24 protein-coding genes and 1 pseudogene are annotated in these 26,481 nt (G+C 35.7%); 8 read left to right on the top strand and 17 right to left on the bottom strand.

Going from position 1 to position 26,481, the window contains the following annotated elements; all coding sequences use genetic code 11:
- Positions 1 to 34: 34 nt before the first annotated feature.
- From KC460_00920 to thyX, 3 genes are all read left to right on the top strand, one after another.
- Positions 35 to 1,222: an L-tyrosine/L-tryptophan isonitrile synthase family protein gene (locus KC460_00920; GenBank protein MCA9769912.1), complete on the top strand. Its 1,188-nt coding sequence runs from the start codon at positions 35 to 37 to the stop codon at positions 1,220 to 1,222.
- A 165-nt stretch (positions 1,223 to 1,387) separates the two neighbouring features.
- The gene (locus KC460_00915) at positions 1,388 to 2,344 is read left to right on the top strand and encodes an L-tyrosine/L-tryptophan isonitrile synthase family protein (protein MCA9769911.1); all 957 of its coding nucleotides are present in this window, start codon (positions 1,388 to 1,390) and stop codon (positions 2,342 to 2,344) included.
- Between the two features lie 83 nt (positions 2,345 to 2,427).
- Complete coding sequence (gene thyX, locus KC460_00910) at positions 2,428 to 3,219, top strand: FAD-dependent thymidylate synthase (GenBank protein MCA9769910.1); 792 nt, start codon at positions 2,428 to 2,430, stop codon at positions 3,217 to 3,219.
- A gap of 84 nt (positions 3,220 to 3,303) precedes the next feature.
- Here thyX and KC460_00905 read toward each other — a convergent pair whose 3' ends face one another.
- The 4 genes from KC460_00905 to trxB all read right to left on the bottom strand — a co-directional run bounded on the left by KC460_00905 (position 3,304) and on the right by trxB (position 8,247).
- Positions 3,304 to 4,821, bottom strand: coding sequence for a leucyl aminopeptidase (locus KC460_00905; GenBank protein ID MCA9769909.1), 1,518 nt, complete (start codon positions 4,819 to 4,821; stop codon positions 3,304 to 3,306).
- Between the two features lie 156 nt (positions 4,822 to 4,977).
- Positions 4,978 to 5,601 (bottom strand): hypothetical protein, encoded by a 624-nt coding sequence (locus KC460_00900; protein MCA9769908.1) that lies wholly within the window; start codon positions 5,599 to 5,601, stop codon positions 4,978 to 4,980.
- A 19-nt stretch (positions 5,602 to 5,620) separates the two neighbouring features.
- Positions 5,621 to 6,688 carry an alpha/beta hydrolase gene (locus tag KC460_00895; protein ID MCA9769907.1) on the bottom strand — a complete coding sequence of 356 codons (1,068 nt, stop codon included), beginning with the start codon at positions 6,686 to 6,688 and terminating at the stop codon, positions 5,621 to 5,623.
- Between the two features lie 107 nt (positions 6,689 to 6,795).
- Positions 6,796 to 8,247, bottom strand: coding sequence for a thioredoxin-disulfide reductase (trxB, locus tag KC460_00890; GenBank protein ID MCA9769906.1), 1,452 nt, complete (start codon positions 8,245 to 8,247; stop codon positions 6,796 to 6,798).
- A gap of 172 nt (positions 8,248 to 8,419) precedes the next feature.
- Here trxB and KC460_00885 point away from each other — a divergent pair, with 172 nt between their 5' ends.
- Positions 8,420 to 11,020 carry an AAA family ATPase gene (locus KC460_00885; protein ID MCA9769905.1) on the top strand — a complete coding sequence of 867 codons (2,601 nt, stop codon included), beginning with the start codon at positions 8,420 to 8,422 and terminating at the stop codon, positions 11,018 to 11,020.
- A gap of 357 nt (positions 11,021 to 11,377) precedes the next feature.
- Here the strand turns inward: KC460_00885 and rpiB are convergent, their stop codons facing one another.
- Both rpiB and KC460_00875 read right to left on the bottom strand, forming a co-directional pair.
- On the bottom strand, positions 11,378 to 11,815 hold the full coding sequence (gene rpiB, locus KC460_00880; GenBank protein MCA9769904.1) for a ribose 5-phosphate isomerase B: 438 nt from the start codon (positions 11,813 to 11,815) through the stop codon (positions 11,378 to 11,380).
- Positions 11,812 to 12,432: a hypothetical protein gene (locus KC460_00875; GenBank protein ID MCA9769903.1), complete on the bottom strand. Its 621-nt coding sequence runs from the start codon at positions 12,430 to 12,432 to the stop codon at positions 11,812 to 11,814. Before KC460_00875 ends, rpiB begins: the two co-directional genes overlap by 4 nt.
- A 75-nt stretch (positions 12,433 to 12,507) precedes the next feature.
- Between KC460_00875 and KC460_00870 the strand changes: the two genes are divergently transcribed.
- Together KC460_00870 and KC460_00865 are read left to right on the top strand one after the other, a co-directional pair.
- Positions 12,508 to 13,755 carry an ABC transporter permease gene (locus KC460_00870; GenBank protein MCA9769902.1) on the top strand — a complete coding sequence of 416 codons (1,248 nt, stop codon included), beginning with the start codon at positions 12,508 to 12,510 and terminating at the stop codon, positions 13,753 to 13,755.
- Between the two features lie 5 nt (positions 13,756 to 13,760).
- The gene (locus tag KC460_00865) at positions 13,761 to 14,933 is read left to right on the top strand and encodes a phosphoglycerate kinase (protein ID MCA9769901.1); all 1,173 of its coding nucleotides are present in this window, start codon (positions 13,761 to 13,763) and stop codon (positions 14,931 to 14,933) included.
- On the opposite strand, the gene KC460_00860 is transcribed toward KC460_00865, so the two are convergent.
- A complete protein-coding gene (locus KC460_00860; GenBank protein MCA9769900.1) occupies positions 14,930 to 15,460 on the bottom strand; it encodes a hypothetical protein in 531 nt (176 codons plus the stop codon). The genes KC460_00865 and KC460_00860 overlap by 4 nt on opposite strands.
- A gap of 327 nt (positions 15,461 to 15,787) precedes the next feature.
- On the opposite strand from KC460_00860, the gene KC460_00855 reads away from it, so the two are divergent.
- Positions 15,788 to 16,858, top strand: coding sequence for a hypothetical protein (locus tag KC460_00855; protein MCA9769899.1), 1,071 nt, complete (start codon positions 15,788 to 15,790; stop codon positions 16,856 to 16,858).
- A 3-nt stretch (positions 16,859 to 16,861) separates the two neighbouring features.
- Here the strand turns inward: KC460_00855 and KC460_00850 are convergent, their stop codons facing one another.
- From KC460_00850 to KC460_00830, 5 genes and pseudogenes are all read right to left on the bottom strand, one after another.
- The gene (locus KC460_00850) at positions 16,862 to 17,416 is read right to left on the bottom strand and encodes a hypothetical protein (GenBank protein MCA9769898.1); all 555 of its coding nucleotides are present in this window, start codon (positions 17,414 to 17,416) and stop codon (positions 16,862 to 16,864) included.
- Between the two features lie 51 nt (positions 17,417 to 17,467).
- Positions 17,468 to 18,847: a chromosomal replication initiator protein DnaA gene (dnaA, locus tag KC460_00845; protein ID MCA9769897.1), complete on the bottom strand. Its 1,380-nt coding sequence runs from the start codon at positions 18,845 to 18,847 to the stop codon at positions 17,468 to 17,470.
- Between the two features lie 31 nt (positions 18,848 to 18,878).
- Positions 18,879 to 19,574, bottom strand: a pseudogene (locus KC460_00840) (N-acetylmuramoyl-L-alanine amidase).
- On the bottom strand, positions 19,514 to 20,110 hold the full coding sequence (locus tag KC460_00835; protein MCA9769896.1) for a hypothetical protein: 597 nt from the start codon (positions 20,108 to 20,110) through the stop codon (positions 19,514 to 19,516). The pseudogene KC460_00840 and the gene KC460_00835 overlap by 61 nt, the downstream one beginning before the upstream one ends.
- Positions 20,111 to 20,215: 105 nt before the next feature.
- Positions 20,216 to 21,262 carry a C39 family peptidase gene (locus KC460_00830; protein MCA9769895.1) on the bottom strand — a complete coding sequence of 349 codons (1,047 nt, stop codon included), beginning with the start codon at positions 21,260 to 21,262 and terminating at the stop codon, positions 20,216 to 20,218.
- A gap of 182 nt (positions 21,263 to 21,444) precedes the next feature.
- Here KC460_00830 and KC460_00825 point away from each other — a divergent pair, with 182 nt between their 5' ends.
- Positions 21,445 to 22,671 carry a hypothetical protein gene (locus KC460_00825; protein ID MCA9769894.1) on the top strand — a complete coding sequence of 409 codons (1,227 nt, stop codon included), beginning with the start codon at positions 21,445 to 21,447 and terminating at the stop codon, positions 22,669 to 22,671.
- A gap of 5 nt (positions 22,672 to 22,676) precedes the next feature.
- Here KC460_00825 and KC460_00820 read toward each other — a convergent pair whose 3' ends face one another.
- The 5 genes from KC460_00820 to KC460_00800 all read right to left on the bottom strand — a co-directional run bounded on the left by KC460_00820 (position 22,677) and on the right by KC460_00800 (position 26,365).
- Positions 22,677 to 23,300 (bottom strand): hypothetical protein, encoded by a 624-nt coding sequence (locus KC460_00820; protein ID MCA9769893.1) that lies wholly within the window; start codon positions 23,298 to 23,300, stop codon positions 22,677 to 22,679.
- Between the two features lie 100 nt (positions 23,301 to 23,400).
- Positions 23,401 to 23,994, bottom strand: a complete 594-nt coding sequence (locus tag KC460_00815) for a CDP-alcohol phosphatidyltransferase family protein (protein ID MCA9769892.1) — start codon at positions 23,992 to 23,994, stop codon at positions 23,401 to 23,403.
- Complete coding sequence (locus tag KC460_00810; protein MCA9769891.1) at positions 23,982 to 24,644, bottom strand: phosphatidylserine decarboxylase family protein; 663 nt, start codon at positions 24,642 to 24,644, stop codon at positions 23,982 to 23,984. The genes KC460_00815 and KC460_00810 overlap by 13 nt, the downstream gene beginning before the upstream one ends.
- 100 nt (positions 24,645 to 24,744) lie before the next feature.
- On the bottom strand, positions 24,745 to 25,821 hold the full coding sequence (locus KC460_00805) for a hypothetical protein (GenBank protein MCA9769890.1): 1,077 nt from the start codon (positions 25,819 to 25,821) through the stop codon (positions 24,745 to 24,747).
- Positions 25,822 to 25,912: 91 nt separating this feature from the next.
- Entirely contained in the window at positions 25,913 to 26,365 is a 453-nt protein-coding gene (locus KC460_00800) for a hypothetical protein (GenBank protein ID MCA9769889.1), read from the bottom strand.
- Between the last annotated feature and the right edge of the window lie 116 nt (positions 26,366 to 26,481).

Here is a 26,481-nt window from a genome sequence, read left to right as displayed (position 1 = left end):
ACCTATCAGTGATATTTGCAATATGGGCTAAAAAATGAATATAAAAAAACTGCTGTTAATAATAGCACTACTTGTTGAGATACCGTTTTATGCAATGAAAGAAACAAAAACGTTACCTTCAGGAGCGCAACACTATATAAAAATACTTCCAACCATTAACCATGATACACAAGGTAGTATTGCTGAAAAAATAGCTGACTTTCTCATACAACACAGCGGAAGTGGCGATACAATGCAAAAAGAACAACTCGTTTTACTATTGCAATCTCGTATCAAACAAAAAAAACTAATAACCCTTATTGTGCCAAGCTTTGCATCTCGATCATCTAATATTGAACGTAAAATTTTGGGTATAGAACCAGATTTTGGTGAATTCATAGCACTAAAAACACTCAATAATATTGGTGAGCAGATCAATAAAGTATATAAACCAGGAGCACATGTTGTCACATTTCCTTATGATTTTTTCTTGAGCGATATGGATGAAACATGCAAAAAGCTGACAGGCAAACCATTATTTAAAGTAGGATCTGTTGAAAAATATCAAGAGAAAATGAGGCAACTTATCGCTTTATTTGATCATGTATCTATTTTTCATATGGATAATCCTCAAGAACTTTATACTAAAGAATATCAGGGTATTCCAGTACAACCATTGCCACATATTCGTGATTATATAACCTTTATAGACGGAGAAATTAAGCAAGAACGAATAAAAAATAATATCATTGCACAACTTTTAGAAGAAAAAAAAGAATGTATAGAACGATTCTTCCAAAACAAGGAAACTGCAACACAGCAAAAGTATAATACTTTAATTAAAGGTAAAACATATAAAGAAATACAACATAACAATCTAGCATACAGATTTTTTAATACATATATTTTATCTCAGTTAGGAGTCAAAAATCGCACAAAAGAACTCGCTCAACAATTAGCACAAGATATTAGTGACGGCTCCCAACGGGTACGAAAATTTATGGAAAAAGAAATACCCAATTACAAGACAGAATACATTCGCGCTTCTATTCATGGAAGCAAAGAAAAACTTGGATTACAGGCCACACTTAATGTACGTGGTACACCATGGCACAAGACACCTGTCGTTAACAAGGAAAGTGTAACACTGACCGATAGATATCTAGTCAAAAAATTCCCAGTAAAACAATACAAGTACGGTGGATTTTTGTTAAATTACGTTGATGCTACACAATCAAAATAACACACTACCGCTATATTACATATGTAGAAAAAGATATTTACATAGAAAGAAAGATAAACAGCTATGGTATCAAAAAAACACTCTACCATTTTCATTATCGCGCTAACATTTTCCCTAATGACAAGTGTGATATTATTATTTTTATACAAAAAAAATAATAGCTATATGGTAGCTAAACATATTTACTCCATATTAGAGCAACATCGTATTACATTTGATATAGATCAGTGCAGCATTAGTCAAGGCATACAGCAGAAACCAGAGCATGCCCAGGGCGTAGAGGCTTTTATACAACAAATAAACACCTTTGTCTCGCATAAAACACCACTAGCATTTTTGGTTGTCGGATTCCCATTTAAATCAAAGAACATTGAAAAAAAAGTAATTAGTACAAGTGCAGATATGGCAGAGCGTAAATCACTTGAATATCTCAATACAATTTTCCAAGATATTTCTCGAATATATGAGCCAGGCGCACATATAACCATTTTTTGCGATGGTACTTTTTTTGGTGAATTCTTTGACGTTACTGATGACGAAATTAGCACCTACGAAGCAACACTCAAAAAGCTTTCTCAAGATTTAGCATACATTACGTTAATTACAACTCAGGATATGTCACATATGATCCTCTATAATGTTGATCTTAAAAATGCCCAGAAGACAATGCGTAACATCGTTGATAGTTATCCTCCAAACAATGATGATTTTATAACAAGCATTGAATACAATCTACCTGAAACACTAAAACAAAGAATTTTACTAGAATTTGATTATCAAGAGGGTAAAAAAATAATACAAAAAAAATCTGTTAAAGATATTGCTGTTAAGCTCATGGCCAGACAAAGTAGAATGAGGAAATTTTTGGATGAAATATTTTCTCACAATAGCATATACGGTAATCATATACGCCTAACACTACATTTTAGTAAATATATTGATAAAAAATTTGGAATTCGCCTATCACCAGACTCTTGCATTACCCCATATCATGGAACTCTTGTAGAAGAAAAAAATAATAAATGGTCAATCAAATTTAAAAAAGACATTGATACAAATAAATATCAACAAACTAGTAAAATAATCAATGGGATACCATGTGCTTACTTCAAGGCTATTTGACTCGCAATGCTTTTTGTACATAAAATTTCTGCTATCTGTACAATACAAAAAAATGACCGCATATTTTTATAGCAAGGAGCACTATGACAAACCGAAAAGTGAATACACAAAACTCTTATAAATCTGCAATAAATACAAACCAAATAGCTATAACACCAAGACAAAAAGTTGATCCGCTTAAAGATGGTATCAGTTCGCTTGAGCTTATTCGTATATCTGGCTCTGATGTTGACATTGTTAATGCAGCACGCGTATCATATGGTAAAGTTGTAACTGAAGTAACTGAGCGTGATATACATCTTATTAAATTTTTGATTAAACACGCACATACCAGTCCATTTGAACACAATCAACTTTCGTTTCGTGTAAAATGTCCCATTTTTGTTGGTAGACAGTGGATGCGACATCGTATGAATTCATATAACGAAATTAGTTATCGATATGCAAAAGCCAAAGAAGAGTTTTATGTACCAGTCAAATGGCGTACACAAGATAAAACAAATAAACAAGCTTCTGCCAAATCGTTTGAAAATAAAACATTAAAAAAAAAATATTTGGCATCTCTGGAACTTGCACTCAAAACCTACCACGAGCTACTAGATACTGGTGTGTGCAGAGAACTTGCACGAGGCGTCTTACCCGTTAGTTTATATACACAATTTATTTTTACGTGTAACTTACACTCACTCATGCATTTTATAAAGCTCCGCTGGCATGAAGGTGCGCAATGGGAAATTCAACAGTATGCAAAAGCAATGTTGCACATGGCATTTCCACACTTTCCTGTTGCACTTACGGCATGGCAAGAAGTGCATCGACCCGATTTAAATTTAAATAAAGAAATTCCAACATTAAAGCAAATACTGGACTTATGAAGAAAAGCCGACAAATGTCGGCTTTTTCATTTCTTATTCTACAACGTATTTTTTTGTTTTTACATAATCAACACTTATGCGAATTTATTTCCAGTGCATTGCCAAATCAATGAGCAAACGAACTGAGACTCCTGTCGCACCCTCTGGGCGGTAGTAAGAAATATCGGGAACATTAAATGCAGTTCCCGCAATATCTAAATGTGCCCATGGCATGTCACCTACAAAATTTTGCAAAAAAAGCCCTGCTGTGATAGCACCTGCCATATACTGCTTACTCCCAACATTAGAAATATCTGCAACCTGTGATTTTATCGCCGGTTTATAATCATCATGCAATGGCAATTCCCATACACGATCGCCCGTACGTTCAGCAGAATCACAAATTTTGTCAATCAAATCTTCGTGCTGACTCATAAGACCAGTAAAAAATGGCCCGAGCGCATACGCACAAGCACCAGTTAATGTTGCAATATCAATCATCGCATCAAGATTGCAATGTTTAACCGCATATGAAAGCGCATCAGCAAGAACTAAACGCCCCTCTGCATCAGTATTTTTAACCTCTGCAGTTTTGCCATTATAAAATTTGAGAATATCACCGGGCTTGGTCGCAGATCCGCTCGGTAAGTTTTCCGAAAGTGGCGTAATACCAACAACATTTACATCTGGTTTTAAAATTGCGATTGCCTGCATAGTACTAATTACTGCTGCTGCACCAGACATATCTTCCTTCATTGTTTCCATGTATGCCGGCGGTTTCAAACTCAATCCACCGGAATCAAACGTAATACCCTTACCAACAAAACCAATAGTTTTTGCATTTTTTTTGGTTGTTTTATATTCCAAAATAACCAACTGACAATCACGCTCAGAGCCTTTTGAAACACCAGCCAGGCCGCCCATTCCCATCTGTGTAACCTCCCTCTCATCAAATACCGTTATTTTCAATCCCGTTTCTTTTGCAATTTTTTGGGCATGTTTAGCCAAATCAACAGGAGTAAGTTTTGCTGGTGGCAAATCAATCCAGTAGCGCGCTTTATTAACTGATTCCGCAATAACCTTGCCTATATCTAACGCTGTACGAATTTCTTTTTGATTACGCGCATCACTGACCAAAATAACTTCTTTTGGGGTCATTATTTTTCTGTCATCGTCTGTGAAAAATTCATCAAAATGATAACCCGCCATTTCAACAATCGTTGCCGTTTGTTGCGTAACATCCTCGTCCGTCATATCAAATAATTTTGCCACAGGCAGTTGAATAGCAACAGTACCTATTTTATTTTTTTCTGCAACGCGCACTATCGTGCCTAGCACACGGCGATACCGTTCAAAATTAAGTGCCTCTTTACCCTCTTTTTTCCCAATACCAGACAATAAAATGGTTATTGGTTTGCCATTATGCATAACCGGTACCAAAAGTAATTGCCCATTATTTCCAACAAAATCTCTCTCTTCTGCCAGCGCTTTAACAAGTGCTCTATCACCGGCTTTAAAATGCTTTTTAAGTGTTTGTTCTAGACTTCCTTGTTCAATAATAAGCGCATAACATGACGCATTATTATCTGTTAATTTTTTAAAGCTTAAAGTAATGGGCATCATAAAAACACCTCTTTTTATGCTGTTTTTTAATAAAATATTCAATGCTACCTAGTGTAACATAAAACTACAGATCCGAAACCCTCACAAAAAATGCAAAGAATATAAAAAAAGAAAGGCTACCAACAGGCAGCCTTCCTCTTAGAAACTAACGTTTTGTTACCACCAATAACGCCCCCCCCATCGACTATAGTATGGATAACCCCATCCCCAACCAAAGCCAATACCACCATATGGATAACCCCAATTATATGGATAACTATACAAGTCTGGACCATAAAAAGAACTCTCCCATGCTCGACGTCGAATTTCTTTTGCGCGCCATTTAGCGTATTTGCGCATTTCCTTTTCTAAGTGATTATCAATAAACGTCATCAACTGATCTTGAGAAATAAAACCAGCTAATATTGCCGGCACACCCTGCTTAGTGAGTACAACACCATCATGATAAAGAACAAATGCCGGAAGTTGATTAATTTTTAGCCCCACGACTGTGTTGCCAAGATCACCTTTGGCAATATTACCACTAGTAAAATACGCATCTGCACTTCGATATAAACTACGATTACTTGTTGATTTAAGCATTCGCTTCATGTGCTCTATTCTATTTCGTAACTCACGATCTTTTCGTTGTTCGCGATTCAGTGAATAAAATAATGCCACAACAAATTTATTTCGAGAAATATACTTATCCAAAGCACGTTCTGAAGTAACACTGCGATACCGTGCGCTTATGCTAAACATAGTACATAACACTAACCCACCTATTATTAATCGCTTCATTATACTCCCCTTCTTCAATTTATGTCCCTAAACTCAAAGGATCTTGATCATCCTGTACAATCTTATTTTGTTTCTGCTTAGCACGTTTATTCATAATATAGGCCAAGAAACTTCTTACTTTTTTTGTATATCGTTCCGGGTTATAAAAAAATGAGTCAAAATGGTAGCGACCATTAGTAATCCATAGCTTTTTATATCCTGTTGTACTATTAAAGACGTTTTTTACTGCTGCGACTGGAACTTTTTTATCATTTTTACAATGAATAAAAAAACATGGAATATTAATCTTTTTTGCTGATTGCGCCGTATGTACTGGCCTCATACTCACACTAATATCTTTTGTGTCTAAATTCGCAACTGCTTTGAGAGCTGCTTTAACCAGTGTTTGAATATAAGGATGAAATGCATATTTTTGTAATAGGCCACGCCCCGGAATATTAAATTCATACCCAAATAAAGAAAACTTTGTGTTATCAAGAGCTTGCTTAATAACATTTTCTGCTGAATCAAATGGACAATCTAAAATCATACCAGCAAAAAGTGAACCATCCGTTCCATCAGCACGCTCTGTTGCTTTTGCTTGTGCTTCAATTGCAGCAACCGCACCCATAGAAAAACCATATACAACAAGAGGCTTATCTTTAAGTTCCGAATGATTTTTAATAAACTGTGACGCTGCAATAACATCGTATGCCTCATTTTTTCCAAACGTACAATACTGACCATGCCGTTTTTGGCCATGAGCTCTAAAATCAAATGTCATAACGTTATATTCACCGCGCGGAAACAGATCTCGTAAAAATCCAACATCAAATTTATCACACATAAAGCCATGACAAACTAGTATAGTCCCAATTGCATTCTTATACCGTAACAAAAGCGCATTTCTCTCGATCGTATCAGATGAATATTGATTTTTTTTTGGGTATAAAAGAACTTTTTCTAGAACTGCACCTTTAACATGATTATCAAGTGACCCTGTCACCACGCCATAGGTACGAGATATACGCGATTGAGCCTGCATATCGCTACATAATATATGCATACAAGCAATTGCTATTATAATAAGTACCGCCCCCCGCTTCATTGTCTATCCTTATTGTATATTTGATCCTATCTCTCAATCAAAGAATAGCAATAAATTATTTCAAATTGCAATAACTTTTGAGGTTATACATGATCAATTTCAGCCACTTATTGCAGAACCGATTCTACAACCGCCCTTAATTCTGATCGATCCATTACAAAACTATACCGCTCTAGGAGCTGATTTCCCTTAAATATAATGAGAGTGGGTACCTTGAGAACATCATAATGTTTTAAAATATCTATGGCCTTCTGCGCATCAACCCTTAAAAAAACTGCACGATCAGTATATTCATGTGCCACAGATTCGAACAAGGGTAACATCTGCACACATGAAGGACAATAATCCGCATAAAAATCAACAATCACAGGCACAGAAGTCTCTTTTAAAATCTCTTCTAGCTCTTTCCTATTCCTTACTAAAAGTGATCCTTCACCTTCTCTTTTAGCAAAAACATCAAAAAATTGACCTTCTAAGCGACTAACTAGATAATCTGTAAATCCACGATCATTCAAAAATCTATCTGCCTGAAGCGCCGCTTTTATACCACTACCAGCAGCTACTCCCGCTTGGCGATATGTATGATCCTCAACATCACCTGCAGCAAATACTCCTGAAATACTTGTTTCCTGGCCACGCCCTTTAACAGCTACATAGCCACGAGCGTCTGTTTCAAGTGCATCCTTAAAAAGGATACTGTTCGGCTCATGACCAATTGCCAAAAAAACACCGTCGACTTGACGCTTTTCCCGAGTACCTTGCGCAGTATCATATACAACAATTGTGGTAACTTTATCACCATCACCATTAATCTCTTCAACCACTTTATTATGTTCAACAATAATATTATCAAACCCTTTAAGCAATTTTTGCATGCTTGCAGCTGCCCGCATACGATCTTTACGAACTAAAATAGTCACTTTTTTCGCGTAAGAAGCTAACTGTATAGCTTCTTCTACAGCTGAATCACCCCCTCCAATAACAACAACACTTTTGTCTTTATAGAATGGTGCATCACATACCGCACATGTTGTAACGCCCATGCCCCAATACTCATCCTCTCCGAGAATACCCAGATAGCGCGGTGTTGCACCAGTAGCAATAATAAGAGTAAGAGCATTCAACGTGAACCCTTCCTCTGTTTTAATGACAAATGGCCATTGAGATAGATCAACAGACTCAACGGTATCATGAACAAAATGTGCACCAAACCTTTTGGCTTGTTTTTGTAATTGTTTAATAATATCTGCGCCCAAAATTCGCTCGGACCCCGGCCAATTTTCTACCCAAGTTGTTTCAGTTAGCAAGCCTCCCGGCTTATTTCCATGCAAGACTACCGTATATTTGTTAGAACGTGCTGCATACACAGCAGCACTCAAACCAGCAGGACCTGAACCTAGTATAAGTATAGGCACAATATTAATTACATCACGCAACGTCTCTTGCGTAATTATTGCGGAAGCATGCTCTACCTGCTTAAATCCTATGCAATGAGCAAGAAAAAATAATGGCAATAAAAAAATAACAAAAAGTTTCTCAAAGAATATTCCTCTTTTCACTTTTAAATCTCTCCTATTTTAACTCTCCAAAAAACGCTATTTGTATTTATGCCAAATGTTATTTTTTGAAATATACAAGCATAAGTTCGACAAGGGCCTAAAAAACGTATATATTATCTATATAATACAGAAAAAAAATTATAACCTTATATGTACAGGAGTGACTATTGTTATGAACATTGCAGATTGCACACGAAGCCTATTTCTTCTCTCATTAATTTCGATCACTATTATACCCCACATACACACAATGGACAAGGCCCTTTCGCCACAGTCAAATATTTCACCTGAACAAATCAAACAAATGCAACAGGCTATTGCAAGCATGTCGCAAGAAGAAATTGATGAGGCAATGCGTACGGTGGTAAATATTTGCGAAGGACTTCTTGATCCAATTTTGAAAATGTTAGGCGAGCTCCATCAAACAGTAATGCAATTGGCACGAGAAGTAAGCGTTAATACAATTCGCCCTCGCGACAAAAAGAAAATGACAGACACACTTATTTCATTAGGTAAAACAATTAGCGATCTAAAAACAGCTTCTTATACACAAATTGACCCACTACAATTGTTGCTGCTTACCAAATTTACACAAGGAGTCATTGATCACCTTTCTCAATCACTTAAAGGTGGATTTAAAGATATTGAAGCATTTGATCTTGAAGCATACATAACTAATCACCCAATACCCGCACTCACAGAAAATCCCTTTGAAATTATTCAAAAAGAAATTATAACTACAAAAATACAACTCGCTGAACTTATAAAAAAGTCTGAAACCGCTGGGTTGAGCTGGGCAAACAAAATATTTCGTAAACTTGATGACTATATCATTGAGCCTTCACTTAAATATGAAGTTCCACAGCGATTCCTGAAAATTGGTTTTACCGCCTTTGTTGGCTTTTATCACTTTTGGCTATTTTTAGAAAACGAACAACATTTGAGACAAAGATTATACGAGCAGTGGAAGTATCAACCTCATCTCTACGAAAAATTTCTTGCTAAATACCCTCATTTAGACCAAGAATCTCCATCCTGGTTGATTAATAAATTATGGAAAATAAATCTTTTACGCAAATTTAGCCCGGCTCCTTTATATGGACAAGGCGCCATGATAAACGAAGAGCCGATGGGTTTAATCGGTACATTACAAGATTTTATTGTTCGATCGGTTCAAAATTGGGCAGCAATTCCAAGTATTGCTGCACTTGGTACTATTGGTTATATCTGGAAATCTGACTATATACGTGCTAGTAATTGGATTAGCAAAAAAGCAAGCACATGGCGCAATCGCCTGAAAAGTGGTGAATATAATAAACGTGCTGATACTATCAACAATATTATTTCTGATGTTGGTTTTGACGATATTATTGGTTTAGATCATGTTAAATCAAAAATGAATGATGTTCTTGAATACATTTTACATCCAGAGCGCTTTGATAGAACACAAACCCCACCAGAACGCGGTTACTTGTTTATTGGTGAACCAGGAACTGGTAAAACTGAATTTTCAAAAGCAATTTTTGGTGAAATAAAGCGTCGTTTACGAGCACTTGGTAGAAATGAAAATGAAGTTAAATTTTTACCAGTGCCAGTCACATGGATTACAGAAAATAGTGTGCTCGATCTAATGGTTCAAGCGTATGCCAACGCCCCATGTATCGTCTTTATCGATGAAATTGATTTCCTTAAATTACAAAGATGGTCTGGAGACAACAAGCGTTTAAGCGAATTTCTTCAACTCATGAACGGTGTACTCGATCTTGATCCTAAACGTCAGATAGTATTTATTGGTGCAACAAATAAAGCACAATTTTTAGACTTCGCACTTAAACGTTCTGGTCGATTTGGAGTACAATTAAGTTTTAACTTGCCAAGTTTAAAGCATCGTAAAGAGTTTATTGAAAAACTTTTGATCAAATTAGCACTTGATCCAAACACATTTGACACTAAACTACTTGCACAAAAAACCGCTGGATGCACATATGAAGATATCAGACAGATCATCAAAGGAGTAATCCGCAAAACACAGATTACTGGTGTGCCATTTAGTATGGAAGAACTTGAGCATTCTCACGATGAAAATGTACGTAATATTATTATGTTTGATGATAAAGTACTATCACCGCAAGATCAGCGTTTAATTGCTGTACACCAAACAGGTCACACCATGGCACACATATTACTTGAAACAAATCATATGATTGCAAAAGTAACAACACGTCCAATTCAACAAAAAATGAAAGATGAAGGTCGTTGGGAAGTGTACGATAAAAAACCTGAGCATGAAAAACAGCGCCAGGTTCTGTATGGTCAAACCTTTACGTATTGCCCATACGATTCACTTGATCTTATGAATGCAACTGAGCTCAACAAAAAAGGCCAAGTATTAATGTCTGGGTACGCAGCAGAGCGTGTATTGCTTGATGCTACACATAACTATCATATTGGCTATGACGGTGATGTTGATGATAAAAACGAAGCTTATCAACTTGCGCTTAGCATTATACTAGGCGGTGTTGATATCCGTGAGTTATCAAAAACACAGCAAAATGAAATGCGTAATAAAGCATATGAATTGGTTAAACTATGGGAAAAAGAAGTTATTGCATTGTTCCAAAGCAACAAGGCATTGCTCGAGCTTGTTTCAACTACATTACAAGAAAAACGTAGCTTGACTGGTGATGAACTTAATGCGCTCATTGCACAGTTTAATGCAGCAAAAAAAGCTGATGTAATAGCAAACTCTGAAGCCCTTACTACTACCGTATAAAACCAAATCAAATTTATTTAGAGCACACTCATGTGTGCTCTTTTTTTGGTGGCAACTTCGGGATCATTTTTTTGTTATGCAGAAAAAAGCAAATAAACAGCACGCCCTATTATGAATTGTATGGTGTATTATTACTGTGGATTAACGAGAATATTGCTATAGAAGGAAAACCTATCAAAAGAATTGTATTTCGCACATAAATACAGAATCGTTCAGTTTAATGGCTATTTACAAAATAAAGATTACCATGCAGAGAAAGTAAATAAATACAGACAATAAAAGAGCTTGAAGCATCTAAAAAATGCGTACAAAATAACCCAGACTATCGTATAACGGTATAGCAAAAAATGAAATCGATTAAAAGCGATCAATCATAGTAAGACGTTCTTGGTAACGGCCTTGCTGAAATGCTGCACCAAGCCACGTTGAAATAATTTCTTGCAACTCTTCTTTACCTACAAAATCTGCAGGGAGCACTAAAACATTTACATTTGTATGCTCCTTACTCATTCTTGCCACCTCCTTATTCCACGCTAAGCTTGCATAAATTCCCGGTGTACGATTTGCAGTAATTGCCATACCAATACCGCTGCCACACAACAAAAGTCCCAAATCAGCCTGACTGGATTTTACTTTATCAACAACCGCCTGTGCAAAGAGTGGATAATCTGCTCGTTCAGTATTATGTGTACCAACATCAATCCAATTAATACCTTGTCCCTTCACCTTGATATGTTTCTTTATAAATTCTTTGTATGCATATCCTCGGTGATCGGCGCCGATAGCAATGTTCATACAAACTCCCATGCAAGTGTTACGTGTTTATCAATTGATCTAAAATGCAACTCTACCAACTGCGTTTGTTTATCAATTATTTTTTCATCATCAATATCTTTGGCGTCGAACTTTACCAAATATACTGTTTTAAATCTATTAAATTTTTTACCAAAGAACGATTGGTATTCATAAGGCAAATCGACTTCTTTTATCTCTATTGGATGATACATTTCTCCATCAATTTCGAGTAATATCTGCCACGGTGTGTCAGTTTGCGACAGTAAAATTTTATGTGGGGCTAATATATAAAATGAGATAAAATGATTATTTTCTTCTAACTGTCTACGTAAAAATAACTGTTTTTGCTGTAGTGTTTTACCTCGCTTAAGCGCATATGCATCAGCGTATGAAGTACGCACCTCATTTGAAAGCAATAATACATCAAACATGGCCTGTGTATCTAATTGATCATACACAGTTACCGATCGAACAAAGGTTTTTGGTATGCTTTCATATTTCTTTACTTTTTTTCCCTGATAAAAATTACTTTTTCCCCAGTTTACAATACGCCCGCAACCGGCAAAAAATCCAAGTAATCCTAGTGCAATGATACATATCGCAAGTTTATGCTTCATAAATGTGCCTCTTTTTTTTAGACTCAGAAATATACCGTAGCCTAAAAAAAACTACCCCACTTTACAAGGAATAAGATGAATCTGACATTACTTTTAGCTTGGCGTTACCTATTTGATACACAAAAAGAAAAATCAATATCCCACATGATTTTTATCTGCTTTATCGGAATCCTGGTTGGCAGTTTTTCTCTTACTTTAGTTACCATTGTGATGAACGGATTTGAAAAGGCAACGTATGATAAAATTCGTGGTATACACGCACCAATTATTATCGAAGATATTGATGGCAATAAGCTTAATTTTAGTGCCATTGCCAACGTTATACAAAATGAATTTCAGTCAGTCCAAGCATGCGCCCCTACGAGTGAAAAACAAATTATTATCCAACACCCAAACTCAAATGATATTACAAATGTAATTGTGCTCAAGGGCATTTCTCCTTCATATGAGCAAAACATGAACACGTTATCCAAAAATATTGTATCCGCCTCAAGTAGCCTTAAAACAACGCAAACACATTTACAATCATTGCTCACAGACAATAATATTATTATTGGCTACAAGCTTGCACAACAACTTGGAGTACAACCATATAATGAAGTGGCTCTTTTGTTTACCAAAAATACGCAGACACAATCACGTAAAATAACACTCACAAAGCACACCGCACGAGTCTGTGGTTTTGTAAAAGTAGGTATTGAAGAAGTTGATAACAGACTTGCAATATGCTCTCTAGCTTTTCTAGAGAAATTATTTCCAGATACTGGTGTAACCCAAATTACACTACTTCCAAAAAAAAATATTGATGAGGCTACCCTTATTAAAAAGCTTAGTATACGATTAGGTCTTGATGTATATTCATGGAAAACATTGTATCCTGCACTTGTTTCTGCATTGGTGCTAGAAAAATATGCTATGTTTTTTATTTTGGCACTCATTACACTTGTTGCAAGTATGAATATAATTGCATTGCTCTTTATGTATATTACCTATAAAAAAAGTAATATTGCCATTTTGTGCTCAATGGGCATGAGACGTCAGGATATTCAAAAAATATTTATCTTAATCGGAGTAAGCATCGCATTTTTTGCTAGTTCATGCGGATTGTTGCTCGCCTATGGAGCTGGCTACATTTTACAACACTATCCATTTATTACGCTACCGGATACATACTATGTTTCACATTTACCCGCACACCTAGAATGGTCAATTTTTTTTGCATCTTTTGTCGTAGTTATGCTCATTAGTTTATGTGCGTCATGGCTTGCCACACAAAAAAATAAAAACATTAACATAGCAAATGTATTACGATTCGAGGCGTAGTAATTATGTATACCATAACTTCAGCTCTTGCAACATGGAACATAAAACGTAAAAGGGTTTTTCTTCGTGCCGATTTGAACGTACCGTTGAGTAGCACGTCCATTGTGCACGATCATAGACTACAAGCAATTGAACCAACCATCAGTATGCTTTTAGAAAAAGGCAGCAAAATTATCCTTGCTACTCATTTAGGGCGCCCTAAAAACCCATCTGAAGGGCTTTCTACTAAACTGTTGGTACCATGGTTTAAAAAACAAGGATATGATATTGAACATGTTGTGGATCTTGGTAGTGCACACACAAAAAGTTTAAAAGACAGTAGCACAATTATTTTGTTGGAGAATTTGAGATTCTTTCCTGGTGAAAAAAACAAAAGTAATTATTTTGCCAAGCAGCTTGCACAATTAGCTGATTTTTACGTCAACGATGCATTTGCTACATTACATAGAAATGATACCTCTATTGTCGTTTTACCAACCTATTTTGAGCCAGAAAAAAAAACAATTGGTTTATTAGTAGAAAAAGAGATCACAACACTCAATAAACTGCTTGGTAAACCAAAAAAACCATTTATTTTGATTATTGGTGGTGACAAAATTAATGATAAGATTCCAACAATAATAAATCTTTTAGATCTAATAAGCACTATCATGCTCTGCCCAGCTGCAGTATTTTCATTTCTACATGCACAAGGCGAACAAACTGGTAAATCCTTGGTCGACCAATCAATGAGGCAAGTATGCCTTAATATTTTAACTACAGCCGCAGAAAAAAATATCCGGATACTTATGCCCAAAGATTATATAGTAGCAACCAAAACATTCACCGGCCTACTCTCAACAATATCGGCTGATAATTTCCCCAAAAATGGTATTGGTGTCTCAATAGGGCCAACAACAGCACACGAATGGGAACGTATTATAAAAAAAGCAGAAACAATTTTTTACACAGGTTTAATGGGCACCATACAAAAAAAAGATACCCTCATTGGCGTACAAAAAATATTTAGTGCAATGGGCGCATCTCAAGGATTAAGTATTATCGGGGGCGGTGATTCCGTTGCCGCAGCACAACTGCTTGGGCTAGACCATGCAATTACTTTTTGTTCAACTGGTGGTAGCGCAACACTCACATATCTTGCAAGTGAAAAATTGCCAGGATTAGACCAATTAATTTAAAATACTGGACAAAAACTCAACATGCACAGCCCATTCAATAAATATTCATCAGACACACTATCATCTTCGTCAGCAGGCTCATAAATAAAAAAACCATGATTGTCATGCTTCATGTTCCATGAGCAAAATTTGTGCTTTGAGAATCCAAGACTGCGGGCAATATCTGAAGCAATTTGTTCATCAGATTCTTTTGCCCCTTTTACACTGCAGCGTTGTACTTCTCGTACTTGTTTATTAAAAGGACACTCTCGCATGTAACAAGTAAAGGTATCTGGTTCCTGCCATTTGTTAGAACATGCATCTGCCTCTTGATGAGAAAAACCTGCGATACCTTTGAGACAATTAAAGTCTGGATTGTCTATAAAGTAAGCTGCTTTCTTTAAATTAAAGCAATCTTTGCCACACAAATCATAAAGCACAAATTCTGTTATATTGTCCGTACCCGCTAATGACAATATACGCCTAGGTAAGTGACTCAGATGGCTCAACATACGATATTGTCGCTCCAGCACTCGCTCCTTCTTCATTATCCGCTCCCCTTTTTCGGTCACTAATAATTAAAAACATTACAACACACTACTACTCTTATTTACTTAGCAGCATACTCCAGTAGAACACCAACTGCAACTGGACCTTTTTATAAATAATGCATTCACGAGCCATCGCTATTACTGTAACAAAAAGGTTTTTATGAAATCAATACAGAGCCTTTTATATTCTATGAGAAATAATTGACATATGTAGAATTATCATTATAGAGTTTTTTTGTATTACAACATAGAATGTAGTAATTAGACATATATATAAACCAACATAATCAATAATCAAAATAAAAGATACGCATCACACATAACATGAAGAAATATATATCAGGAAAAAACTACTTACTCAGGCCTTTTTTGTGTTTTTTATTATGTACAGGATATTCTCTCAAGTCACGCAGCATACATAGACCAATCGATCCATTAATACCAAGAATTACCACTCGCTGGGTAGGAAACAAAGAAAAATTTAGCTTTCAAGATTCTCATTTGGAAGAGTATGCATTGTTTAAATTATTCGATAAAAGATTTCTGTTTTTTCATCAACTACCAAAAACCCAGATTCTCTATCGACACCACATAGACAAATGTGTAACCAGTGATTTATTAGAAAAAGAAATCCAACAATTGATAAAAGAAGTTCATGGTGGCAAGCGCGAATTTACTCATTTTACAGTCTTGCAAGAAAAGAATTTTAACCGTCACCTTGCTTCAGGTTTGCTCATCGTCAAATTTAAAAAATATCCGTTTGTTGTAAAACTTTTTATAGAAACACCTTCAAGCTTTGTAAAGCCATTTGATAAAGGCTGGGAACCACGCTTTATTTTTTTTATGAGTGGCGGTGTCAACAGACATTTGACAGGTTTTACACGTATCAAAAATCTTGAACTTATCAACAAAAAAATAAGAAGTAGTAAGAAATGGTCTAAGTTTGTCGACACACCAAGAAAATGGTTCTGGGTTCCACCAAAAAGCAAGTGGATTGAACTCGCAGGTTATAATATTGGCGGTAAAGAAAAACAAAAAATTCGCTTTCCCGGCACATATTGTATCATTGCAGATGCCATTAAACCTGAACGTATTTTTTCTGTATTCAACCCAAAAGAACGGAAAATTGCCCTTGAGCTATACAACTATTTGGATATACTCGTTGACGCCCATATTAATAATTTTATGATTGAAAAAGGAACCAAAAAATTAGTAATTGTTGATACCGAACATTTTCCTACTGTTGTTGGCTTTCGCAAACGACCTCCAAAATGTAAAAATTATACATCATGGTATCTACAGTTAAGTAGCAAGTGTGGAAAAGAAACATTCTTCAGAACAAAAAAAGAACGCCGTGCTGCCCAAACAGTACCAAACGAAATGCAATTACTGTGAATATTACGCGCTTATTTTAGAGCACATATACCGCCAACTACTTCTAAGCGAATCATTTAGATACGCTATAGACGATGAAATGGCATTCCATAAGCATCCCGTTTGTCCTTGATCATTTTGTACCACGACTGTCTCTTCTGCTTGTTGTTGCTTGGTTCTGCGGATAAATTCTTGATATGCGCCATATCGGGTCATAAAAAAACGAATTGCCTTTCTAACATCATCATAAGCTGGGTCTAAAATTGCATTAATATTAGTAATAAATGGTTTAATTTGTACATACCATTCCGGATGATCTATCGGCATGCGCTCCATTGCAATAGCATTAAAATGATACCAGCCTTGCTTGCGCTTTTTGTCGCCAGCCTGGCGTAATTTACTATTTATTGTCTTGTAAAAATGTATAAATGCTCGCTGTTCATGTATATCACGCGTCACTTGTACAATAAAGTCTCGCGTTGTTCCCGCCAAAAAATTAAAATTTTTTTTGGTCATTGCATGCAACGCATTAAAAGAAACTGGGACAAGAATACATACAAACAATAACAACCTCTTCATATAATCTCCTTTTTTTACTTCTTGCTTCAGTTGCTTCTAGCGCCTCATATTCTACTGCACTGTTGAACGTAAAATTTCTCGCTCCATTTGCTTAAGCTGTACCTGAAACTCATCATGTAATCGTGCACGTTTTTCTACTTTATTTACTGCATGAACAACTGTTGAATGATCTCTGCCACCCAAATAAACACCAATGTCACGCAATGACGTATCAGTTGTTTCTTTCAGAAGAAACATAGCAACCTGCCGCGCAAATGACAACTGCTTATTTCTACTCTTTGATCGTAATTGTGCTAATGTATACGGATAATGTTTACCAACACACTTAATAACTGTCTGCAATGAAACAGGCTTTTGCGATGTTTCATGCGAACGAATAAGAACTTTTTTCGCCAATTCAAGAGTTACTGGCTGCTGTGTAAGTGAAGCAAATGCAATAACACGAATAAGTGCCCCCTCCAATTCACGAATATTTGAATCAAAACTATTAGCAATAAAATATGCAACCTCATCACTCAAAGATTCATTGCTCATATCAGCTTTTCGTTGCAATATCGCTATTTTCGTTTCTATCGTTGGCGCACAAACATCTGCTACCAAACCCCACGCCATACGAGACTTGAGCCGATCAGCAATACCAGCTAAATTTTGCGGAAAAGTATCACTAGAGAATACAATTTGCTTATGCGCGTCGTGCAACGCATTAAAAATATGAAAAAATGCTTCTTGTGTTTGTTCTTTGTTAGAAATAAATTGTATGTCATCAACAAGCAACACATCAACTGACTTGTATTTTAACTGGAATTTACGCAATTCATCAAAACGAATTGCATTAATAAACTCATTCACAAAGCGATCTGCCGTTTGATAAAGTACACTTATTTTTTTGTGTTGTGCTTTAATATTATTACCAATAGCATGCAGTAAATGTGTTTTTCCAAGACCTGAACCACCATACAAAAAAAGTGGATTGTATATTGCCCCTGGCTTTTGGGTTACCGCTTGTGCTGCGGCATAGGCAAGTGAATTATTTGGACCAACCACAAAACTTTCAAATGAATAGGAACGATTAATATGGCCATGATTTTTTATCAACGACGATTTGACAAGCACCTTTCTTGCCGGTACAACCATTGTTTCATCTGAACGCTGCCTAGGTTCATTATCTACCTTACTAACACCGCCCGGCTCAATAAAAATAAGTGTTATTTTTTCAACATTCAAAAGCCGACCGAGATGCAATCGTACTAAATCCGTATAATTCTGCTTAATCCAATCACGCACAAATCTATTAGGCGCTTGTAAATAAACAGTTGAAGTCAGGACATCCCACTGAGTTAAGCTTACCGCCTTAAACCAGGTTTCAACAACCCTACTGCCCGCTTCTTGACGAATAATAGTTAAAAATTGGTCCCAGATATTTTCCACCATGGTATCATACTGTATCAGAAGAATTTTTTTTTCAAAAGCTTTTAATACTTTTTAAGTACGAACAAACAGCTGATACAATTCCATCTGCCAATAAAAACCGATATTCTTCCGTATTAAGTAATGCTGCTTCGTACTTATTTGTTAAAAAGCCAACCTCAATAAGCGCCGCCGGTATAGTTACTCCTAATAGTACTTGTGTAACAGCACTTTTCACCTTTCTATCAACAACCGATTTATTTTTTTTTCGTACCTGAGCAAGCATATTTTCCTGCAATAGATGTGCCAGCATTTTACTTTGATCTGATCTCTCTTTCAGTACTTTTTTAAATATACTCGAATCGCTCGCTCGATCTTGTGATACATCAAGTAAGGTATTAATTCCCTTCAAACGATCGCTTTTATGCAATGCTTGAGAAACAATAAGCGCTTTTTTTAGCAGTTGATGATCCAAAAAGAATGTTTCAATACCACAAGCATCTTGTTTCTGACTGCCATTGGCATGAATAGAAATAAATAGATCAGCTTTGTTACATGTGTTTGCAATATGCGTCCGCTCATCTAACGAGAGATATATGTCTTTTTTTCGTGTTAATACAACATCGATATTTTTTTTTGCAAAAAGATGTACGACAGTCTGCCCAACCAAGCTAGTCATCTGTTTTTCTGTTAAACCAAAATGGCCTCGCGCACCACAGTCATACCCACCGTGTCCAAGATCGAGGACAACGACCGGTCTTTTTTTTTTAGTTGTACCGTGCGCAACAGTAAAGCTCCTTTTTTATTCAATTTATGTAACAACTTTCTGTTATAAAAACGGAATATCAACCCTTTTTGTAAACCAATCGATTCGAATTGGTCATATGAAAAACTCACTTGCGCGCTGTTATATGTAATAATTACTTTAATACCTGGTATCGGTGTAGAAACTTGCGCCAGTTGTACTCTATAACCATGAGTTTTAGCATTATGTAGATTTTCAATCATTTTTTCACAACTCGAGCCATTAATATTTGTTTTTGGCAAGAAAAAAATTAGTTGCATCAAATCATTCTCCCTTTTTGCATCGGCTCTTTCTGGCAAAGCATTTATGATTGGCTTTTGATCAAAATAGAGAACAACAGACCCAAGCTCCATATGCATTATTTGTTTAATTGATTCTTGTGTACTAGTGGCACGATGATGAAATACCTTATATAACGTATTGTCTGCTAAGCAAGTACCTACAAATAACATACTTATAAAAAAGAGTAATATTTGCTTCATATTTTTTCCCCCTCATATTAAAACCAAATTCTAGTTATTCTATCTTTATTATTACTTCACAACCATTAGCCATGATTACCAAGTACATCGAGATATATCAGATGGTCAAAACAAATTAACCGGCTGCGCAATATACGCAAGCCTTCGAGAACGTTCCCATGCAGCCAAAAAACTTTTAATCGGATATTTTTTTAGAACTGCTTGTGTTGAACGCGCAGCAGGATCATGCGTAATAATTTGTTTATTATTTTTGTCCCACCCAACTACTACTAGTAAATGACCGTTATCATATACTTTTGGTGCCCCAGAAAGTTTTCCTCGTACACTTACAACTACTGGCATCCCTTTACATAACTGCTCATGTAATCCTTTAAACGAATGAATCCGTGCCGTTACAAAACGACACGCACCAGCACACGCTTCAAATGCATGCGCTGTATTAAATGGCCAACTACCATACTGCTGCAGACCTTGATCAAAAACATTGTGAGCAAACTGTGCAACATCAACTGGCTCATTGCGTACAAAATACGTAACCATGCTACACGCAGTTGGCGAACACAACGCATCATTATTTGGATGTCTAACTAAAAATTGAGAAACACGTGGCACGCCACGTATATATATAGATGGTAAAAGCATTGTATGATTTGTTAGCAATTCAGGTTTAAATTTTGAAAAATCCGCAACGTTAACAGATAGCCCTTTAACTAAAGATAAATCTGCTCCACCATTTGATACAATTTTTATACAAAACGCATCACTCAGTTGATCTCCAGTCTCCAAGCGTACATACAGATATTGTTGCTTGCCCGATGCCCCACTTGAATAAGAACGCTGTATTGCCAAACCCCAATCAACCATTTTATGCCATGGCCCCCACGTTTTCGTTCTCTGATTATGTGATTGTACAAAAAATGAAAAATGTCCACGCTTTGGCCTAAACGCATTCCATGAAAACACAAGTTGGGAAAAGGGTTTAATATTAGCTTTGCGAAAAATTAATTCTTTTCTGCCAGAATTACGCGCCTGCTCATATACGCCAAAATTTTTTTGATGTAACCACGTCCATGGCTGATCCTGTGCACACATGCGTAATGCAAAAAAGGTTAAGAATATTCCAATAAAATACCAATAGTAACTTCCAAGCATAATAACTCTCCCTATTTAAAAGATCGTTTCCTTTTTTTATTTACTAATATGATAATTCTGCGGCAATTTTTTTTCAATGGTTTTCATAAATTTGATATCTACCAACTGTTTTATTACATAATCTCTTTTAAAAAAAAATCTTTTTTTTCATACTTAGAAATAAGTACAAAGGGGGAGTAAATATGAAAAAAAGCTTACTATATTTATTTTGTATTAGCATAAACAGTGTTTTTCTTATGCAAGCAATACAAAAAGCTATTATTATTGTACCAGTAGCAGATTTGATTGGTGCACCCGTATCAAATATAAAAACATATAAAAGATTGCCACTATGTGGCGGAAAAATAAATCCTTTTGAAGCATGCATACGAATGAATCAACTATTATTTAATGTAATAGTTGAAGTTTTAGAGCAAAAAAATAATCAAGTAAAAATAACTATTCCACACCTTTTTTTTACAACAAAAACAAACACGCAACCTTATACAACCTACTGGACACACGCAGACAATATTATATTATTAGACACCTTGCACGAAAAAGGACTAAATATAGACAAAATTCCACAGCCATTCGATTTCAAAAAAAATAACATCGAATATGCCATGCGCAACACAATCGTTTTACTACGGCCACATTACGATAAAAAAATAGAATACCATTTTTCTGCTGGAACACGGTTTGTACAAGTCAACACAAAAAAGAACAAAACAAATTATCACCACGTGTATGCATTTGATAAAAAAACAATGGCATTCAAAACGCTTCTACTTCCCAAAAAAGTGTGTTTAGTCCAATCAAAACTTACCACACATAAACAACGAACACAGCTTTTTGTAAAACTTTTACGCAGTTGGACACATCTTAATAATGGCGTAATTCCCTATGTGTGGGGAGGCTGTAGTTTTATCGGCACAAGCAATGATCGAGGTTTTTCGGAAACAATACATATACAAAACGATAAACCTGCATACTCCTTTTTTACCAAAACAGATTGTACAGAATCACCAAAGACAGGGCTCGACTGCACTGGCCTGATCGCACTTGCTGCACAAATAGCTGGTATTCCCTATTTCTTAAAAAATAGCACAACAATAACACAACATTTGCAACAAATCAAAAAAGACCAACCCTTTGAAGAAGGAGATATTATCTGGATTGATCGGCACGCGATGGTAATCAGTAATATTAAAAAAAATCTTCTTGTTGAGGCGCGCCATTATAGCCATGGCTATGGTATTGTACACGAAATTCCGTTACACAAACAATTTAAACAAATTACTACGTACAAAAAACTTGCCGATGCTGTTTTTAACAAAAAAAAGGTTTCAAGAATAGATAAAAACGGCAGAATAGTCGAAGTGCTACCTCGGATTAACATTTTTAAGATGGCAAGCACATGGAAGTAGAAAAATCACCCTATCAATGCATCAAGTACTTCTTGTGGCTTTTTCAACACTTTTGCAAGCATATAAGGCGTTCTTCCGTTGTCATCTTTAGCTGTAAAATTCGCCCCTCGCAATTTCAATATTCCTATAACCTCAAGTAAAATACGTATTTGCTCTTCTTGTTTTTCATTTTTTCGAAATTCTATTTTTTGGCGAGCAACAAGGTGTAAAAGCGTTATTTTAGATTTATTTGCAACAGTGACATTTGCATCAAAATTTTTTTGAATACATTGCTTTAGTTCGTATGGTTCGCTGTATTTTCCAAAGTTAATATTATCATTAATAGCCTTAATAACCGCTTCATTTTGTTCTTCAATAGTATATAATTCACCTTCCAAGGGAAAAAGATTTCCAGTAGATATACAAGCAAAAGACTCTTGTGTCTGAAAATCTCTTTCATAAAGATACGAAAAACGTTCTTCCCCTGAGCAACACCCATAACCCAAATCCATATCTTTTTGCTCATCAATGATAACAGCACCAGGAATAGGTATTGGATTACTTGCTTTTTTTATTATACCTTTTTTCTCCATAGCATGAAGCGATGTAATCAACAAAAATAAGTAGACAAAAAAAAAGTGAAAAAACATAGTAACTCCTTTTGTATACATATTGCACAATATAAAACATTATCCAAGATAAACATTATTCAGAAAAAGAAAAAATTGTTTACTACGGAAATAAATATATTTATTGATTCTTAAAAGAAGGAAAGGGAATACGAGATACCATAAGTAATGATATAACAGAAACAAATAAAATAATACCTAACGGCTGCAATACCATGCGCAATGGCATCAAAATAAACCAATGTGAACATATAACAAGCGATGCAAGAATGCATGCAGATACAGTTGTAGGTAATCCGGTGAAGTAAGAATAATTTCCGCCTTCAGCAACATTAAAGCGAGCGAGCCGAAAAAGACCAGCACATAAGTACAATACAAGCACCAAAATCCCTAACAGCCCAAATTCATTAAAATACCAGCTATATAACAAAATTGTTGGTGCAAAGCAAAAAGAGATTGCATCACCAAGCGAATCCAGCTCCATTCCCAAATAACTGGTAGTTTTAAATGCACGAGCTAATTTGCCATCGATAAAATCCATAAATGCCGCAATTATAATACAATACGAAGCAATAACATAATGATCTTCAAGTGAACTAATACCTGAAAGAAAGCCAAATAACACATTTGCAAACGTAAAAAAATATGGAATCAAAAACAGCTTACGCCTACCAGATTCACGTATTGCTTTTAACCGTAAACCTATGTTGGACATGTCCATCTCCCCAAAACAGTTTTTCCACCATACACTCGTTGCCCTAAACCAACTGAGAGTACCACATCATCTGGCAATAATACATCAACACGTGATCCAAATCTGATCATACCATATTTATCACCAGCACCAACTGATTGGCCACTTTCAACCCAGCAACAAATACGACGCGCAACCATACCAGCAATTTGACGTACTAGCACCATTTTACTATTTTTGTGCATAATCAGTAAATCATTTCGCTCATTCAATTCAGAACTTTTCGGCAAAAATGCCATCGTAAATGTTCCTGGTTTATAGTTTACTTTTTGAATAATACCATCAATAGGCACCCAATTAACGTGTACATCAAGCGGTGAGAGAAAAATAGAGACTTTTTGCACATATCCCTCAAACGCACCGCTTTTGTCATATTGTATATCAACTATTTTTCCATCAGCTGGGCAAATTACTATCGTTTTATCTTTAAGCGCCTGCAAACATATTCGCTCTGGATTGCGAAAAAAATAAAGACTAAACACGATTAACCCAAGCGAAATGTATAGAAACGGTCTAAAAAATAGGAACCCCATACCACCAAGCAACACAAGTACTGCAAAAATATAAATACCTTCTGTCCACAATAAATTTTCTTTAAAAAACTCAATCATTACTTCACCTTTGTGTGTAAGTAGTAAAAAAAATGGGCATCCTGTTAAGGATACCCATTTTTACGTGAAAGAAGAAATGGTGAAGTATACAAATTATTTTTTATGAATATTTTTTTCTTAATACTTCACATGTTGCTTCTGCAGCTTCTTTTCTTGTTGGATACAACAATACATTTCGAGTTATAAAGTATCCTAAGGCACCAATTCCAAGTCCATAGCCACAATACTTTATTGAATAACTTTGGCAAAGCTTTTTCTGAAGTACAACAGAAGCAGCTAATCCTATACTAGAAGTTCCCAAATATGACATGTACTTTGGCAACCAACTACAACAGCCATTCAACATACCATAATTATTTCCACAAAGTATTATGTTAATTATTTTGTCACGTGATCGAGGTTTGCTCAAAAAGAAACTAGGTATAAGTGTCTTAGCTAGGAGACCAGGCACACGTCGCTTCCAGCTGTTATTTTGACTTTGAGTATCTATATATTCATATATTCTTTGATTAAGCGTTTCATTTGCACCGACAGTTGTCACACCAACTCCTAATTGATTTTTAGTAACTGAAGATACATTTTGACTATCCGTAACACCTAAAATAGATTGCTCTATATAATCAGCAGAACACCCAGTAAGCGTTTCAAGATCATCGAGTGCTTCTCTGTAATTTTTATTATCACATGCTTTTCTAACAGCTGAAGCAATTTTTTTTCTATCGGATCCGCCATAACCAAATATACCAGCTCGTTCAAATCGTAACGCCATACAACCAGTAATACCAGCAACTAATCCTGTTGTCGCACCCCTAACATTATCTGCATGAAAAATACCACTAAATAACCCAGAACGCAAATAATTCAACGGAGCTACAATGTTCACTATTCTTGGTAATTCACTGTTATTAGCAGTACAAGAACCTACAAAAGTTGGAATTGTTTGCACTCTGCAATTATACAAATGTTTTGGATTTAAGAAACTATAGACAGATTTTGGAAAATAGTTATAAGCAATGATGCCACCAATAGCGGCAGGAATACCAAAAACTAGAACTTTTTTGAAAGCTCTTTGACCAAATGTTTCTTTTTCTTGAGCCATTGCTCTTGTTTGTGGTATCACAAAAGCACTAATGAGCAGTACAAATAATAAATTTTTTATATACTTTTGCGTTTTCATATACACATAACCTCTATTTTATTTTACTTTCACTATCATGGAAAATAGGCTCTTTTACGTGAGGGTACAAAGAGCCTATTTATATATTAACTTAAGCTAACCTTTTTTTTGCCCAGTTCCAGATGCCAGTAAACTTAAGAGTCTTGTAGACCACTACAGAACCAATAACTATTGTTGCAACTTTACTTTTTGCTATATCTGCAAGTATATCGCAACCAACATTCCATGCTGAAGCAACAAAGTTTGAGCATGCAATACCTATCTCTTCGTAAGGGACAGCTTTAAAAGGTACACGACTACCTTCAAGCATAATTCTGGTAATTACCTGCTTAACATCGGAATCTTGCAAAAGAGAACTTACGGCCTCCATACCATATTTACTTACAATATCTTTAAGCGTCTGACCCGCTTCCAAAGCTTGTAACAAAACCTCTTTTGTAATCACATCTACAGCGCATGTACCATTGGCAAAAACCAATGCCGGTGACGCAACACCAAACGTAAATAATAAAGCTAATACTTTAGCTTTTAAGAATGTATTCATTAGAATAACCTCCGTTTTTATAAAAAATCTTATTTGACCACTCATACTCCACACAATGCTCGGTAAGATAATGATCAAACCACCATTTAACTTCCCTATTAGAATAGTATTAATAT

It is taken from the genome of Candidatus Dependentiae bacterium (assembly GCA_020431705.1).
Lineage (GTDB): Bacteria > Babelota > Babeliae > Babelales > Vermiphilaceae > JAGQHQ01.
This window is presented reverse-complemented; position numbering and strand designations above follow the sequence as displayed.